This is a genomic window from Atopobium sp. oral taxon 416, from assembly GCF_018128285.1.
Lineage (GTDB): Bacteria > Actinomycetota > Coriobacteriia > Coriobacteriales > Atopobiaceae > Olsenella_L.
On sequence record NZ_CP072380.1, the window covers coordinates 1,379,937 to 1,395,310 of the forward strand.

Sequence of the window (15,374 nt, forward strand, 5' to 3'; positions counted from 1 at the left end):
ATTCGCTATGAAGATGGAGCTTCTCAATGAGAAGATTATGGGCATTTTCACCATCATGAACTAACACTGATCCAGGAGCAATATGGTCCTTGAGCGCATGATAGATTCTTGTGCTTGAGGGCTTTCCATGACGTGTGGCTCTATCAACAGAATTGTTTACTGTTAGAACTAATAAAAAAGGCTCAATCCCAAAACCTGTTGATATGACGCCATGTGGGACGGAGATATAGTACGAATATAAAAATGGATCTCGTATAGTTGTGTGTGAGCAAACATACAAAATAGGAGATCCATATCAATGTTAACACACAGCCGCTTATTCAGGGAGAATTGCTTGATACAAGATCAGAAGATCTTCGTGCTGATACCTATGATCTGACTGATTCAATTTCTGATATACAGCTCCTGAGTGGCATCTTAACATTCTCATCAGGTCTGCCCTCCTTTACCCAGGTTGGTATGACGCAAACGGCCGTTAAAGAGATCTCTGTGGGCACATCATCTAGACCTGCCAAGCGCAAAGTCACTGAATACTTCTTTAAGGGAAAGCTGAATCGTCTGAACGGACAGCCGATCTAGTGCAGCTTGTGTGGCCAGGAGACGGTGTATAACGGCACAGTCGAGGTTGACTTGAAACACATTGCTATGGGAGGTATCTATACTCACATCGTTGTATCCAAGCAGCGAGCACTCTGCCAGAATAAGAACTGTGCGGCTAGCACTTATACAGAACCTGTAGATTTCAAGGCTCAGGGACATCTGATTAGAGCTGCTCTTGAGAACTATACATGCGATCTGCTTTACTTTTAACTGACAGTGAAGGAAATATCCATCATTGTCGGTTTTAAGCAAGAATAGCGTCAAGGGAATCGATAAGAAGCGTCTTTGGGAACTGTATACCGTTAACGGTAAAGGTAAGCAACTGAAGAAGCCTACAGAATACTCAAAGTATCTTGGCATTGATGAATTCCTTCTTCATAAAGGCCATAGATGCGCTTACGTTGATCATGGACATGAAGAGCGGAGATGTGCTGTGGCTTGCCTGTGGCAAGAAGAAACAGACTGTATATGACTTTATTGACTGGATCGGCATCGACTGGATGAAAAACGTCAAGGCTGTGGCCTGTGATATGAACAGTGACTTTGAAGAAGCTTTCAAGAAACGCTGTGGGTGGCTAGATATTGTCTATGACCATTTCCATCTGATCAAAAACTTCAATGACAAGGTGGTATCAAAAGGTCCGTAAAGAGGAACAGAGATGCCTGATAGAAGAAGGCAATACAGAAGCTGCCAAAGCTCTCAAAGGCTCCAAATATGTCCTGATGACAAATACTGAGACCAGCAAGCAGAAACAGAAAGCTGCCAAAGCGGGCAAAATCATTGCCAAAGGAAGCGATCTGTTCAAAAAGCCAAAGGTGAAGCAAAAAAGCAGGAATTGAAGAAGAATACAAGAAGCTGTTGGATGAAAACAAGCTGTTCTTCACCATGGATCTGGTAGAAGAACAGCTTAGTAAAGCATACAAAGCAAATACCGAAAGAGGCATGAAGATTCATAGTAGCCGGATCATACGCACCTGCAAAGCAACCAAGAACAAGCATTTCATGTGGTTTGCCAAGCTGCTTAAGAACCACATGAAAGGAATTATCTCTCATGCACGAGTTCATATCTCATCTGGCAAAGTTGAAGGAACCAACCAGATGATCAAGACACTGAGACGCAAAGGATACGGCTATCCGGATGATGAATATTTCTTCCTGAAGATCATTGATGCCAGCAGGAAATTCTCATGACCTCTGAGGTTATCTATCAACAGGAATTATGACTGAACCATAAAAAAGGCTCTTCGCTACTTATGGTGGGTAGCACTCCTGCATCCCCTTGAGCACGTAGTACCTGGACAGCCAAGATTTTGGCGACGGATGTGGTCCTAAGGTGCGATATGGATGTTCAAGGTAGGTATGCTGGCAAGGCTTTTTAAGAGGTCCCAGGGGGCTTAGAGACGAATGGAGCTCTTCGATGTCTGGTTTAAGGAGCGCAGATGAATGCAGGAAATCCTCCCTGTGAGGGTGGCACACGTCAGGGACAGGTAAGTGGTGAGCCCTGCCTGCCACAGGCGCTGCGGCACCTACGACGCGCGAGAAGACCTTGTGGCATCTCGACATCTGGCAATACGAGACGACCGTACACGGCGCAGTATTGAGGGCCCCAAGGACGGCGTGCATGCCGCAAGGATACCCTGAAAGATCCGTCCAAAGACGCATCACGGCGCTGTTTGAGGCCCAGCTGATACGTGATAGCGCTCTTCGACATGAGCGTTGTAGCGATAACCTCTGCACGAGACAGCCCACGCGCATATGGAGACTGCTTGGGAAGGCGACATCGAAGGTGAGGGATGCAGCAGACTATTCCAGAGTCGTGCGTGTGGGTACAGGCGACACCGCCAAAAGGTGCGACCAAAGCTGTATCAGCATCATGGCCGACCTCGACCGCCAGCGTGCCCACGCCATCACGGAAGGCAAAGGACAAGGGAGCAGTGTGAAGGCTTTGAGATGAGCTTAAGGAGCACACAGGGACCAGACGAAGGGCTTAGAGGTCATACGCGACATAGCAAAGGCATACTCGCTCGGCGTAGCGGCAGCGATGCCCCAGGCCGCCCAGATCCTGGACAGCGTCCATGTGGTGGCAGCTTTTCACAAAGACGACAGACCCTGTGAGGGGTATGGAGAGGCGCGTGCCTGTCAGATGGCAGAGGCGATGTGCGACGTGTACTCGTGCACCGACAGGGAATCGGCTGCTGCAGCCCCAGATTGCCTCTGCTTGTAGATGATGCACTCTGTCGTGGCTAAGGTGAAGAGGGTAGCAGGTACCCTTAGGAAGGAGCGGGAGGGGATCTTGAACTAGTGGAAGAGGAGTTTGACCAATTCGTTCCTCGAAGGGCTCAACTCCCTCGTCCAGTCAGCAGAAAGTGCTGCCAGGGGCTTCAGGAACATGTCCTACTTCAAGACGATGATCTTGCTCAGACTGGGAAACTCAACTTCTCGGCCCAGAGACAGCTGGCCTGTGCTACCCACTAGAGATGTCGAAGAGCCATAAAAAAGGTGCGGCATGCTGCACCTTTTCAACTCTTCATTTGTCTTTCATATCGGTGTTGTAGAAACCGGAGCCTTTCAGCTCGATACCGTAGGGTTCAAATACCTGATTGGCAGTGTGGCCACATTTTGGGCATTTGACGACTGGAGTTTCTCCCATCGGGTGCTTCACCTCAAAGACGTTGCCACATGAGGCGCACTTGTAGTCGTAACGTGCCATATCGTTTTGCCTCCGAATACTATGTGTACAGAATTGATTTTATTGACCTTAATTCCGAAAGTACTCTACCCAGAAATGGGGCCTTTCACCCGCGCAATATCGAAAAGCTCAAAGTTCGGATACCGTTTAGTAACCTTTTGCAATGATCCTTCAGTTCCTACCTTGCAGGAGTACCTTGAACACTCCTAATCAGGCTGTCTGATAGAGGCAATCTAGCTCTGATTCGGAATAGTTCACCCGGTATGTGGTAGTCCAACATCTCTCTTGGCAACGAGCTACACCAGGCTTCGACATGATGTCTTGAAAAGAGCAGGTGACACTGTGGTCCCCTTAAGGGATGAGCCTGTAGGCTACGCAGTTGTGCCGCTCAGTAGTTCCCTTGTTACAGGAAGTGTAGGAGGTGGACACAGCAGATGAGTATCTCTGAGATGTCCTTTAGCTGTAAGAGCCTACAAACTCAGGAGCCCCTGTCAGCCGTGATGGTTTTGAAAGATAGCGTAGCGGTGCTTGCTGCAGTGGCCCTGTAGCTTTCTGAAAGCCTGTATGGTGCTTGGCAGCTGTTGTATCCAGGACAGGGATGGATGAGACACTCACGGCTCAAACACTCAGACAAGGTTAGGTGTGCCTTATCGCCTTTGGTCTTGTGGCTTAAGACCAAATCACTCCCTGTGCCTAACCTCAGACGTGCGCATTGTGTCTTTAGGGGCGCTTTTCAAGCTTGTGGCGAGCTCTTCTTTGTTCTGGCGGACAGGCAGGCCTGAGCTTTTAAGCTTTTCAGGCAGGCTATAGTTGTGGATACCCAGCAAGCTTTGGTCAGTGTAGGTATAAAGTGTCCTTCTACACAAACTCCCCTGCAGCTCCTGAGCGGTTGCAGCACGCCTCAGGTGGCCAGCCACCTTCGAAGAGGTAGCCCTCTACACAGTGTGTGAGCTAAGGCCTCTTCAGAAGATTCTGTTCTGTGACAACAGCTCTTGCGTCTTTCCTTACAGATGCCCTGCCCTTGTTTGGCTCTTTGGCGCACTGCCTTAACCGTGGCAGAGCTCGACCCTGCCACGTAGCTGATGGAGCATACAGGCTAACTGAGCTCTTAGGCAGATGCTTTTCAGCGAAGCCATCCTTCCAGGCAGCTCTGTAGTGTGACCCACTCTTCAAATGTAGAGCTTCTGATGCGCCTCAATGGTAGAATGTGGGCAGTCCATCTGCTACCTTAGATAGATTGTTGTCGTGTGGTGATCCACATACTATCAGACAGGTTCAGCTGGACTTTTCCCCTTAGGTGTTCAAGTTGATAGTATAGTCGGCAATGATCCTTTAGTTGCTATAGAAGGAAGTGTATTCATGCGTGTTGTAATCGTCGCCGGATCACCGGAACCGAGCAGCCCCCGGTTCGTCGAGAAGCTCTGCAGCACCGCTGATTATCTGATTGCGGCAGACTCAGGGGCGAATATGCTCTTCAAGCTCGATCGAGTACCGGATTTGCTGTGTGGGGACGAGGACTCACTCAATGCGGAGACGCTTGTCTGGTTGGATGAAAACAATGTGGCTGTAGAGAAGGTTTCGTGGTACAAGGACGACACCGACCTGGGTTTGGCGCTCAAAATGGGTATGAAGCATGCCGCTGAGCAAAACCGGCAGGCCAACTTCACCGTTACCTGTGCGAGCGGCGGCCGGGTAGACCACATGCTCGGGGTCTTTGGGGTTCTGGCACAGCTGGCTCGAACGACTACGGAGCAACAGTGCACGCTGCATCTGCAGGAAGACAATTTCCTCTGCAGGCTTCTGCGCCCTGGAGAGCGTTGGGTATTGCCTTTAGACGCATCGGGCCATGTTCTTTCGGCGATCTCGCTTGACACAAAGACCGTTTTAACCGAACAGGGGATGCTATGGTGCCCCACACATTCCGAGTTTGGGGTACTCGATGATCGGGGAGTATCCAATCAGGTACAGAACAAGGATGCTTCCATTGTCTGTGAGCAGGGACTTGTCGCAGCAATCCTGCTCAGGCAGAAGGCAGAGGCTATGAAGCAGCAGTGAGTGTCACCACAACACAATTGCTTTAGATAGTGAGAAGGTCACCACCTCTTGGGGGTGGTGACCTTCCGACGATTCAGTAAAAGTGCGTAGTTACGAACGGGCAACCTTGCCGGACTTCAGGCAGGTTGAACAAACGTTCATCTTACGTTTCTTGCCGTCTACCACAACGGTGACACGCTGAATATTGGGCTTAAACTTGCGGTTGACGGTACGGTGTGAGTGGCTGACAGAACGGCCGGCCACAGCATGTTTACCACAGATCTCACAGACTTTAGACATTCTAGAAACCTCCCATGAGTGGGTATCTCACTTGAGTTCGTATAGCTGTACAACTATAGCATAGGTATACAAAAATACCCACATACAGACGAATTCTTGGTGTATCTATGAAGAGAACCCTCGTTTTGCGGAGCAGGGCAGCCATAGGGCGACTCTCTTACACGCTAAGCTATTATAGCGAATTTATCTGATTTTTCTAAAGGCACGCGCACGTTTTCAGACATCTCATAAACTGAAAGCTGTGTTTGGGCGCTGCACATGGCACCTATTTCGATAGTTGGGACACACAATTGTGCTGAATATAAGATAAGCGACAAGTGTTGATGCGGATCAGATAGACCACATCTATGCTCATCCGCGTCACTATATGTGTGAGATGGGAAATCTTGATCAGTGGAAGGATGGGTATACTGACCGAGTACAGATTGAGCATGACATAGAGGCAGGGGTGCTCTATGTGTGAAGACTCAGAGCAGCACTTTGCAGGCTGTTTGGTATTGACCCAAGGTCCGGACCAGAGCTATACCACGATCTATCAGGGAGAGTAGAAGGATTCCGGTCTCTACTGCGTGATCCATCAGTTCGCAGTGCTCACCCCGCGACGCGGTGTCGGATCGTTTATGCTCCAATGGTCCTGCAGGCGTGCACAGACTGAGGGCCGAGGCGTGCGGATTGATACCTGATTGGTACCTATAAGAAGCATGCGCATGCTTCTTTCCCGTAATGGATTTGTCTTTTGCGGAACTATCCGGCTTGAGCGCTCCCACGATAGACGCTGTGCTTATCGTCTTGCGCAAGAGCACCGAAATGATGGAGATCCTATACGCTCAGAGCCTGAGGTATCCGGTTCTCCCATTTCAAGTGTGAAGCACCGATAGGTCTTTAAGAAATTCAGGCAAAAGTTATATACTTACAAAGATACGTTACGGATTACGCATTCCCTGTCGAATGCGTGAGGGGAGTGAAGATGGCAAAGTCTGTACCAGGAGGCTTAAGAGTTTCGAACGACTGTATAGCCGACCTCGCTGGCTATGCTGCGTTGGAGTGTTACGGCGTTGTAGGGATGGCGCAGACGAGTAAAGAGAATGGTGCCATTCAGCTTCTCTCGATTGACAGGCTGAGAAAAGGCATCGGCGTCTCAGCGAAAAACGGCCGTGTCGTAATCGATCTGCACGTAATCGTCGAACAGGGCGTGAATATGGGCTCTGTCTCCCAGAATCTGATCAGCTCGGTCAAGTTCCTGCTGAAGAAGATCGCCGAATTGGACGATGTGGATGTGCACGTACATATTGACGGTATGCGCATACACTAGCATCCACGAGGTCTTTGTCTGTCATACAAATCTGATCGAGAAGGAATATAAGGGATTCAACCATGATTTCCACCGCTGTACGCACATGCTTCCCTGTCGCCGCCCAGGCGTTAGCCGCCAAGGCAGAGGAGATCAACAAGCTTAATGTCTTTCCGGTACCCGATGGGGACACCGGAACGAATATGTCGCTGACGCTCAACACCGTCGTAAAAGAAGTTGAGGCGCTGCCCGCTGACGCTTCCATGCGGGATATCACTAAAGCGATCACGCATGGCTCGCTGATGGGGGCACGTGGCAACTCCGGCGTTATCACCTCACAGATCCTACATGGTGTCGCGGAGGGGCTGTGCGATGCAAAGGGTGAGAATGCCACGACTGCGGATATCGCACGCGCACTGCGTCGCGGCGTCAAGGTTGCCTTCAAAGCGGTCAGAAAGCCGGTTGAAGGCACAATTCTGACGGTGCTTAAAGATGTCTCCGCAAAGGCAGATCAGTGTGAGTTGAGACGTGCAAGCGTGGGAGACACCCTTGACGCAATCGTGACCGAAGCCTATGAGTCCGTTGCGCGTACCCCGGAGCTTCTGCCGGTTCTGAAAGAGAACGGCGTTGTCGACTCCGGTGCCTTTGGCCTGGCAACTTTTATTGAGGGCTTTGTGAACGCCCTTAAGGGTGAAGGCGGTAAGGTCCGTGATTTTAACGGTGAAGTCGGCACTGGCAAGAAGGAAGAGGCCAGCGCCACTGATCAGGCAAAGGCCCGCGTCGCTGACGAGATGGACTTCGTGGTGAACGATGACTGGGCAGGCTCCCAGTACCGCTACTGCATTGAGTTCCTGTTCAAGGCCGACAGCCCTGACTTCGACGAGGAAGCAAACCTGAAGTTCTTGACCTCCATGGGAGACTGTGAGCTTCTGGTCGGCTCCAATCCTGACTATAAGATCCACGTCCACTCAAACCATCCTGACCAGGTATTCAAGCACATGCTTGAGGAAGGCCAGATCTACAACGTCTTTGTCCACAACATGGATATTGAGGCCCAGGAGCGGACCCAGAAGATCGTTGCAGACAAACAGAGTCAGGCCAAGGAAGCTCCAGAAGAGAAGAGGGAGCTCGGCTTTGTGGCCGTCGCTGCAGGTTCTGGTGAGGAAGACATCTTGAAGTCCCTTGGCGTCGACGTAGTCGTCTCCGGTGGGCAGACGATGAACCCCTCTACCGCAGATATCTTGGCTGCCATTGAGAAAGTCAACGCACGTAACGTCGTCGTGCTGCCGAACAACGGTAACATTCGCATGGCTGCAGAGGCTGCCGCCTCTGCTTGTGATACCGCAAAGGTCTACGTCGTGCCAACCAAGACCGTACTGCAGGCCTTCTCTGCGATGTTCGTAGTCGATTCTGAGGCCTCTGTAGAGGACAACGTGCAGGCGATGACCGCCGCCCTCGACGATATCCGTGACGGCGAGGTCACTACTGCGATCCGAGATTCCTCCACGAAGGACGGCACCCCGATCCACAAGGGCGACATGATAGGCATCGAGAACGGTGACATCGTCGTGGTCGGCAAGTCCGTGCAGCAGGTTACCGTTGACCTTATCAACCGCATGCAGGACGAAGAAGAGGGTGACACCCTCACGATCCTTGCGGGCAAGGATGAGGACGACGAGACCTTCCAGAAACTGCAGGACGCAATCGCTGAGGCTCAGCCGGATCTGGAGCTTGACGCCCACCGTGGAGAGCAACCGCTCTATCCGGTGATCTTCTCGATCGAATAAAACTTCATTTGAATCAGTGATAGTGTGACGAGTCGCATTGGTATACCCTACGCATCCGACCGCATTCTGCGTAGTCTGGCACAAGACGATGGTATAGGTCGGCTCCGGTATGCCAAGGGTACACGCCGGGATGCCCTGGAACACCTGGGCATCTATACGGTGCGCGATATCCTGCTCCATCTGCCGTCCCGCTATCTCGATCTTACGACCTTAACTCCGATCGAGCAGACGGAGATCGGGAACCTCGCTACGGTCAGAGCGACTGTGGACAGGATCAACTTCAAGCAGCCGCGTCCCCGCCTCACGATTGTCGAAGTCTACGTGGTTGACGAGACCGGCGTGATGCGGGTCTCCTTTTTCAGACAACCCTGGATCAAAGACCAATTGAAGAAAGGTGACACCCTTCTCCTGCAGGGGAAAGTCACCTTCAACTATGGCTTCAAACAGATGAATGGCCCCTTCTTTGAGAACCTCGGTGCCGAGGAGGCAGCTGCCCAGCCGACAAAGATTCTGCCGGTCTACCCGGTCGGTGAGGGGGTCACAGTCGCCTGGATGCGCCGCATCATCAGCTCAGCGATCATGGACTACGGAGACGTCGTCGACTTTATGCCCGCCTCCTATGTCGCAAAACACAAACTGATGAGCGAAGGCAGGGCCCTGCGCGAAGTCCATTTCCCTGAGAGCCTCTACAGTGCGCAGCAAGCACGGCGTCGTCTAGCCTACGACGAGCTGCTGCTGTGGCAGCTGACGCTGCTCACGCGGCGCTCGCTGGAGCTTAAAGGCATCAGGCCGACGCAGCATGTAATCGACGGACTCAAACTCAAAGCCTTACGGAAAGCCTTGCCCTTCAAGCTCACCGATGAGCAGGAGGAGGCTGGTAAGGAAATCCTCACTGATATGGCTTCTTCTACGGTGATGAACCGGCTTTTGCTGGGTGATGTCGGCACCGGCAAGACCGCGGTAGCCGCACTCGCACTCGGTGCAGTGGCGGACAGCGGTACCCAGGCGGCGGTCATGGCACCGACGTCGGTATTGGCCCACCAGTATGCGGAGAAGCTCGGTCCTGTTCTGGACAAAGCGAAGATTTCCTGGGTTCTGATCACGGGAGCGACCCCGCAGGCAGAGCGCGCGGAGAGCACACAGGGTATCGCGGAGGGGGCAATCACCGTCGTCTTCGGTACGGCTGCGATCCTCTCGGAGAATCTTGAGTTTGACCATCTGACACTTGAGATAGTCGACGAACAGCACCGCTTCGGCGTGGGACAGCGCGTTCTGCTGCGTTCAAAAGGCGTGGGCGTGGATATGCTGACCATGAGTGCAACGCCGATACCGAGAACCTTAGCGTTGTCGGTGTACGGTGATCTCTCCGTCTCCCGCATCACCAAGCGCCCGGTCAGAGGCGCAGGTATCAAGACGAAAGTGATCACCCCCGAGAATGCCGATATCGCCTTTGGGGCGATCCGCGCCGCGGTGGCCAAAGGACAGCAGGCCTACGTGGTGTGCCCGCTGGTTGATGAGAGCGACGAAGGGGATGCCCTCGACGAGGTGCCGGAGAACGTGAAGTCCAAAGTCACGAAGCCCCACGCTGCGATCCCGACCTATCAGCGTCTGAAGACCGAGGTCTTCCCGAACATGCGCATCGGCCTTCTCTATGGCCGCATGAGCGCGCAGCAAAAGGATGAGGTGATGGAGCAATTCCGCACCAGGCAGTTGGACGTGATCGTCTCCACCACGGTGATCGAAGTCGGCGTCGATGTCCCCAATGCCACGGTGATGCTCGTGCTCGATGCAGATCGCTTCGGTCTGGCAACCCTGCACCAGCTGCGGGGTCGGGTCGGCCGAGGCTCAGTCACAGGAAAAGTCTACCTGGAAGCGGCCGCTAAGAAGGGAACTCTGGCACGCAAGCGCCTGAGCGTCTTGGAGAAAACTTCCGACGGTTATGAGTTGGCGAACATGGACCTGAAACTCAGGCATGAGGGAGATCTCCTGGGTTATCGGCAGTCTGGCGGGGTCACCTTGAAGGTGGCGGATCTGGAAAACGACGAGGATCTGATCAAGTACGCCTACGTGGATGCCCGCGAGATCGCGGCGCACGACCAGGCGTTGAGTGAGCCTCTGCATGCGCTTCTGGGCTTTGAGATGCGCTCACGTTTTGGGGCCTACTTCAAGGAGGTTGAGCATGTGTGAGAGTGATCGGTGGGAAATGGCGGGGACAGCCGCTTGAAGCTCCGGAAGGCAGGGCGGTGACACGCCCGACGACCGGTCGGGTGCGTGAGTCGATCGTCTCAATGGTGAGCTCGGCCTTCAACTTGGATCTTTCCTCCTGCTCAGTGCTGGATGCCTTTGCGGGCTCCGGTGCGGTTGGGATAGAGCTCTTGAGCCGGGGAGCTCGGCACGTGACCTTTATCGATCAGGACCGCGAAGCGGTCAGGCGTATCAGGCGTAACCTGAATAAGGTCCGGGCAGACAAGGAAAACTATACGGTGCTTGCAGGTTCGACGGGGCGGCTGATGGGTACTGAAAGCCCTGCCGGGGCACCCTTTGACGCAGTCTTTCTGGATCCGCCCTACAGAATGGAAGCTGCCCAGGTTGCCCAGATTGTAGATACAGCTCGAAAAAACTATGTACTTACACCGCGCTGCGTTGTAGTGTACGAGCGGGCGGGAAAAGGCGCGCCCTTACCGCTTGAAAACGCTCAATGCGAGAAATCCAAACGATACGGCTCGACCGTGGTTGAGCTGTGGCGTCTTGAGGAGTCGTAGATGCAAGAAGACATGAATTCGATCACACACCTCGTGGTGCCAGGGACCTTTGACCCGATCACCTACGGGCACATCGATGTGATCCGCCACGCGGTGCGTATCTGCCCGCGCGTCACGGTGGGCGTGGCCGCCTCATGTAACAAGCGCGGAGTGGGCACAATGTTTACGCTCGAGGAGCGTGTCAAGCTCACACAAGATGCGCTGGCCTCTGATGAGCGCACCAAGGATGTGGATGTCCTGCCGCTGACCGGGCTTCTGGTCGATTTCTGTCACCAGGTCGGTGCGGAAGGCGTCGTTAAGGGCCTGCGGGCGATGACGGACTTTGAATACGAGCTGCAGCAGGCCAGCTTGAACTCGAAGCTGGCTCCGGACATCGAGTCCATCTACATCATGTCCACACCCGAATACAGCTACCTTTCCTCTTCAATCGTGCGCGAGATCGCCTCGTTCGGTGCAGATGTGCGTCAGCTGGTACCATCCAATGTGGCTGCTGCTCTGGAGGTGCACTTCGGCGGTAAACGTTCATGAACAAACCATGGAGAGCAGGCATGGTTTGCTAGTATGATAGAGATTGTGAACATGATGGGGCATGGTGCCCTTTTGCTTACCACGAAAGGAGCTTTGAATGGAGCCAGGTGCTGAAATCATGGATCTGCTCGATGAACTTGAGCAGACCGTCACCGAGGCTAAGTCTTCCTTTGGAAGTGGCAATAAAGTGATAGATCCGGAAGAGATCTATGCGATTATCGACGATATCCGGCGTATCTTTCCGCAGGAGTTTTCCGATGCCCGCCGCATCGTGAAAGAGCGGGACCAGACCCTGAGGAACGCCCAAAATCAGGCGGATGCGATCATCGCGGATGCCCGACAGCAGGCGGCGATCCTGGCAGGGGATCAGGAGATCGTCAGGCTTGCACAGCAGCAGGCTGATAGTATCCGCCAGAAAGCCGATCAGTATCAGCAGGATACCCGCTACAACGCTGAGGAGTATGCCGATACCGTGCTGCAGCATTTAGAAGACAACTTAAAGTCTCTGACTCAAACCGTTACCCGTACGCGACAGACGCTCAATGAGAATGTCTCTTCGCACGGCGATGATTCAGCCAACAACGGCTCCTGGTAGATGCTATGACCACAGATTTTCAGTTAGTTGTCGAACTCGATGAGCGCCTGGCAAACCCGGGTGACTCGCTGCCGCTCAAGGGGCACATCGCACTTGGGGGCTACTCAGTAGGTGGCCGGGACTTCACCCTTCCCAACGGTATGGATTACGACCTGATCCTCACGAATGCCGGAGAAGGTATCCTGGTGACCGGGTTGGTGCGCGCCCATGTCGAGGGGCTGTGCGACCGCTGCCTCGATAAGGCGGCCTTTGAGATCGCAAGCGAGGTCAACGAGTACTTTCTCTTTGAGGCGCCCCAAGAGGACCCTCAAGAAGAGGACGAGGGCGACGAGGAAGACGTCGACTACGCGCTCGTGTCGGACGACAAGACGATCGATCTGACCGATGCACTGAGCGCGGCGCTCGTAATAGACACCCCTTTTGTCGTGCTCTGCAAGCCCGACTGCAAAGGGTTGTGCCCCTACTGCGGTCACAACCTCAACGAGGGGGACTGCGGCTGCGCCACCAAGTACGCGGAAGGTCGTCTTGAGGATTCGCCCTTCGCGGTGCTCAAGAACCTTCATTTGGACGGCAACAAGCAGTGATGCGTGCATAGATGGAGAAATACTGATCTTCAGTCCAACACTGGTTGTGAGCGTGGTATAATTTCTATCTGTGTGATTCGAGGTAAATCCGTCTCACTGGCAAGTTCGTGGGACTAAAAGCAGGTAAGAGAGGTCAAGATGGCAGTACCTAAGCAGAAAAAAGGCCGCGGTGCTACGCATACACGTCGTTCGGCTAATAGTAAGCTCGCTGCACCGGCACGCTCCGTATGTCCGCATTGTGGCGCGCCTAAGCTTCCACATCATGTATGCCCTAACTGTGGCTACTACAAGGACCGTGAGGTCATTGTCACTGAGTAGTCAGGCGGTTGAATAGATGTGGCCTGGGAGGCCGGCCTTCTGGGTCGGCCTCCCTTCATGTATAAGGAGGAGAAGAACTATGACTACCATTTGCGTCGATGCAATGAGTTCTGACGGTGGTCCTGAAGTAGTGCAGCAGGGCATCGCGCAGGCCCTCGAAGAAGATTCAAATCTCTCGGTCCTCGTGGCAGGGTCAAGCGAGTATGTCACACCCTTCTGTGAGCGGCACGAGGGGGCTATGCCGCTAATTTCCTCCGAAGTCATCCATATGGATGAGCACCCAGCTACTGCGGTACGCAAGAAGAAGGACGCTTCGATCGTCCGCGCGGCCCGCGCGGTGCGCGAAGGCAAAGCGGAGGGGCTTTTCTCTGCCGGCTCGACCGGCGCAGTGCTTACCGCCTCCACATTCATTATCGGCCGCATCAGAGGAATCAAGCGACCCGCAATCGCGCTGCCGATCCCCGGACCGAACGGCAAGCGGACGATCTTTTTGGATATGGGCGCCAATGCGGATGTCAGGCCCGATATGCTCGTGCAGTTCGCGCAGATGGGGCGAGCTTACTCGCGCATCGTTACCGGTACGCAGAACCCCACGGTAGGGCTTTTGAGCAATGGTTCTGAGGGCACGAAGGGCTCCCAGCTGGCGCTTGAGTATCACAAGGCACTGGCAGAGGCTGACTGTAACTTTAAGGGGAACGCGGAGGGTACCGACCTCCTGTCAGGTTCCTTTGACGTTGTAGTTACCGACGGCTTTACCGGCAATGTGGCCTTAAAGAGCGTGGAGGGCACCGCGAAGTTCATCGTGGGGGCGCTCAAGGATTCCATCGAAGGCTCACCACGGCTTGCCCTGGGCGCACTGATGTTGAAGCCCGCCCTCAAGAAGGTGGCTTCAGAGCTCTCCGGTGACAAGTACGGAGGGGCGATCCTCATAGGCCTCAAGGCACCCGTCCTCAAAGGTCATGGTGCAAGCAGCGTGGATGCGGTCACAGCTGGCACACTGCACTGCGCTGAGATCGTGCGGGCCCATTTGGTCGACGAGGTCACCAAGACCATCCAAGCGCATGAGGCACAAGATCAATAGAGTTGAGAGTTTTACACCGTCTCCGTCCCGATGCGTAATCGGGACAGAGACGGCAGAGTTACGAAAAGAAGGATAACGTTGTCGAAAAACGACACACAGGCAAAGATCAAAGAGGCGGAGGAGATGCTCGGCTATCACTTCAAGAACAGGCAGCTGATCACCTCAGCCTTGACCCACCCCTCCGCGGTAGAGAACAAGCCGGTCTACTACTCCTACGAGCGGCTGGAATTTTTGGGGGACTCGATTTTGGGGGCGATGGTCGCCACCGATGTCTTTGAGAAGTTCCCTGAGATGGATGAGGGGCAGCTGACCCGGCTCAAGATCTCGCTCGTCTCGGGGGAGACGCTCTCTGAGGTCTCAGACAAGCTCGGTATCGGCGACATGATCATCTTCGGGGAATCCGAGAAGGGGACCGGTTCTCGTGGATTGCACTCTGCTTTGGAGAACGTCTACGAGTCGATCGTAGGTGCCCTCTATCTGGATGCAGGGGCGGAGGTTACCCACACGTTCATCAAGAAGACCCTGACCCCGTACATGGTGGCGGAGCGCGCAGAGCGTCCGATCTCACCGAAGAGCCGCCTTCAGGAAGTGGCACAGCACGATCTGCACTGCGCCCCAGTCTATAAGTTGACCGACGAGGAAGGGCCTGCCCACCATCCCACCTTCACGAGCGTAGTGGAGTTGCAGGGACGCAGAATCGGGCGCGGGGTCGGCTCCTCAAAGAAGGAAGCCGAGACCGCCGCGGCAAAAAACGCCCTCGAATATCTTAAATCAGAACACTAGCTCCATCTTTTTGTGTGACTG

The 15,374-nt window shown here is 53.7% G+C and carries 18 protein-coding genes; 16 read left to right on the top strand and 2 right to left on the bottom strand.

Annotated features, from left to right (window positions below; all coding sequences use genetic code 11):
- Window positions 1–962: 962 nt before the first annotated feature.
- The 5 genes from J4859_RS17650 to J4859_RS17660 all read left to right on the top strand — a co-directional run bounded on the left by J4859_RS17650 (window position 963) and on the right by J4859_RS17660 (window position 3,095).
- Entirely contained in the window at window positions 963–1,247 is a 285-nt protein-coding gene (locus tag J4859_RS17650; protein ID WP_371812238.1) for a transposase, read from the top strand.
- Between the two features lie 212 nt (window positions 1,248–1,459).
- Window positions 1,460–1,792: a transposase gene (locus J4859_RS17655; protein ID WP_371812211.1), complete on the top strand. Its 333-nt coding sequence runs from the start codon at window positions 1,460–1,462 to the stop codon at window positions 1,790–1,792.
- 595 nt (window positions 1,793–2,387) lie between these two features.
- The gene (locus tag J4859_RS07385) at window positions 2,388–2,555 is read left to right on the top strand and encodes a hypothetical protein (RefSeq protein WP_212334758.1); all 168 of its coding nucleotides are present in this window, start codon (window positions 2,388–2,390) and stop codon (window positions 2,553–2,555) included.
- Between the two features lie 87 nt (window positions 2,556–2,642).
- Window positions 2,643–2,825, top strand: coding sequence for a hypothetical protein (locus J4859_RS07390; protein WP_212334767.1), 183 nt, complete (start codon window positions 2,643–2,645; stop codon window positions 2,823–2,825).
- A gap of 90 nt (window positions 2,826–2,915) precedes the next feature.
- Window positions 2,916–3,095: a transposase gene (locus tag J4859_RS17660; RefSeq protein ID WP_212334769.1), complete on the top strand. Its 180-nt coding sequence runs from the start codon at window positions 2,916–2,918 to the stop codon at window positions 3,093–3,095.
- 33 nt (window positions 3,096–3,128) lie between these two features.
- On the opposite strand, the gene J4859_RS07400 is transcribed toward J4859_RS17660, so the two are convergent.
- On the bottom strand, window positions 3,129–3,311 hold the full coding sequence (locus tag J4859_RS07400) for an FmdB family zinc ribbon protein (protein WP_212334771.1): 183 nt from the start codon (window positions 3,309–3,311) through the stop codon (window positions 3,129–3,131).
- 1,338 nt (window positions 3,312–4,649) lie between these two features.
- Between J4859_RS07400 and J4859_RS07405 the strand changes: the two genes are divergently transcribed.
- Window positions 4,650–5,345 (top strand): thiamine diphosphokinase, encoded by a 696-nt coding sequence (locus J4859_RS07405; RefSeq protein WP_212334773.1) that lies wholly within the window; start codon window positions 4,650–4,652, stop codon window positions 5,343–5,345.
- Between the two features lie 90 nt (window positions 5,346–5,435).
- Here J4859_RS07405 and rpmB read toward each other — a convergent pair whose 3' ends face one another.
- Window positions 5,436–5,624, bottom strand: coding sequence for a 50S ribosomal protein L28 (gene rpmB / locus J4859_RS07410; RefSeq protein WP_212334775.1), 189 nt, complete (start codon window positions 5,622–5,624; stop codon window positions 5,436–5,438).
- 967 nt (window positions 5,625–6,591) lie between these two features.
- On the opposite strand from rpmB, the gene J4859_RS07415 reads away from it, so the two are divergent.
- From J4859_RS07415 to rnc, 10 genes are all read left to right on the top strand, one after another.
- Window positions 6,592–6,936, top strand: coding sequence for an Asp23/Gls24 family envelope stress response protein (locus tag J4859_RS07415; RefSeq protein WP_212334777.1), 345 nt, complete (start codon window positions 6,592–6,594; stop codon window positions 6,934–6,936).
- Between the two features lie 62 nt (window positions 6,937–6,998).
- Entirely contained in the window at window positions 6,999–8,702 is a 1,704-nt protein-coding gene (locus tag J4859_RS07420; RefSeq protein ID WP_212334791.1) for a DAK2 domain-containing protein, read from the top strand.
- 24 nt (window positions 8,703–8,726) lie between these two features.
- On the top strand, window positions 8,727–10,889 hold the full coding sequence (gene recG / locus J4859_RS07425; protein WP_212334793.1) for an ATP-dependent DNA helicase RecG: 2,163 nt from the start codon (window positions 8,727–8,729) through the stop codon (window positions 10,887–10,889).
- Entirely contained in the window at window positions 10,886–11,464 is a 579-nt protein-coding gene (gene rsmD, locus J4859_RS07430; RefSeq protein ID WP_212334802.1) for a 16S rRNA (guanine(966)-N(2))-methyltransferase RsmD, read from the top strand. Before recG ends, rsmD begins: the two co-directional genes overlap by 4 nt.
- A 12-nt stretch (window positions 11,465–11,476) precedes the next feature.
- Entirely contained in the window at window positions 11,477–11,992 is a 516-nt protein-coding gene (gene coaD, locus J4859_RS07435) for a pantetheine-phosphate adenylyltransferase (RefSeq protein ID WP_212334804.1), read from the top strand.
- 97 nt (window positions 11,993–12,089) lie between these two features.
- A complete protein-coding gene (locus J4859_RS07440; RefSeq protein WP_212334806.1) occupies window positions 12,090–12,587 on the top strand; it encodes an ATPase in 498 nt (165 codons plus the stop codon).
- A gap of 5 nt (window positions 12,588–12,592) precedes the next feature.
- Window positions 12,593–13,171, top strand: coding sequence for a DUF177 domain-containing protein (locus J4859_RS07445; protein WP_212334807.1), 579 nt, complete (start codon window positions 12,593–12,595; stop codon window positions 13,169–13,171).
- 138 nt (window positions 13,172–13,309) lie between these two features.
- Entirely contained in the window at window positions 13,310–13,489 is a 180-nt protein-coding gene (rpmF, locus tag J4859_RS07450; RefSeq protein WP_212334809.1) for a 50S ribosomal protein L32, read from the top strand.
- Between the two features lie 79 nt (window positions 13,490–13,568).
- Complete coding sequence (gene plsX / locus J4859_RS07455; RefSeq protein ID WP_212334811.1) at window positions 13,569–14,570, top strand: phosphate acyltransferase PlsX; 1,002 nt, start codon at window positions 13,569–13,571, stop codon at window positions 14,568–14,570.
- Between the two features lie 123 nt (window positions 14,571–14,693).
- Window positions 14,694–15,353, top strand: coding sequence for a ribonuclease III (gene rnc / locus J4859_RS07460; RefSeq protein ID WP_249113808.1), 660 nt, complete (start codon window positions 14,694–14,696; stop codon window positions 15,351–15,353).
- Window positions 15,354–15,374: the final 21 nt, after the last annotated feature.

Coding starts and splice junctions, on each gene's coding strand:
- J4859_RS17650 (WP_371812238.1), top strand. CDS start 963: ATGAATTCCTTCTTCATAAAGGCCATAGATGCGCTTACGTTGATCATG.
- J4859_RS07390 (WP_212334767.1), top strand. CDS start 2,643: ATGCCCCAGGCCGCCCAGATCCTGGACAGCGTCCATGTGGTGGCAGCT.
- J4859_RS07400 (WP_212334771.1), bottom strand. CDS start 3,311: ATGGCACGTTACGACTACAAGTGCGCCTCATGTGGCAACGTCTTTGAG.
- J4859_RS07405 (WP_212334773.1), top strand. CDS start 4,650: ATGCGTGTTGTAATCGTCGCCGGATCACCGGAACCGAGCAGCCCCCGG.
- rpmB (WP_212334775.1), bottom strand. CDS start 5,624: ATGTCTAAAGTCTGTGAGATCTGTGGTAAACATGCTGTGGCCGGCCGT.
- J4859_RS07415 (WP_212334777.1), top strand. CDS start 6,592: ATGGCAAAGTCTGTACCAGGAGGCTTAAGAGTTTCGAACGACTGTATA.
- J4859_RS07420 (WP_212334791.1), top strand. CDS start 6,999: ATGATTTCCACCGCTGTACGCACATGCTTCCCTGTCGCCGCCCAGGCG.
- coaD (WP_212334804.1), top strand. CDS start 11,477: ATGAATTCGATCACACACCTCGTGGTGCCAGGGACCTTTGACCCGATC.
- J4859_RS07440 (WP_212334806.1), top strand. CDS start 12,090: ATGGAGCCAGGTGCTGAAATCATGGATCTGCTCGATGAACTTGAGCAG.
- J4859_RS07445 (WP_212334807.1), top strand. CDS start 12,593: ATGACCACAGATTTTCAGTTAGTTGTCGAACTCGATGAGCGCCTGGCA.
- rpmF (WP_212334809.1), top strand. CDS start 13,310: ATGGCAGTACCTAAGCAGAAAAAAGGCCGCGGTGCTACGCATACACGT.
- plsX (WP_212334811.1), top strand. CDS start 13,569: ATGACTACCATTTGCGTCGATGCAATGAGTTCTGACGGTGGTCCTGAA.
- rnc (WP_249113808.1), top strand. CDS start 14,694: ATGCTCGGCTATCACTTCAAGAACAGGCAGCTGATCACCTCAGCCTTG.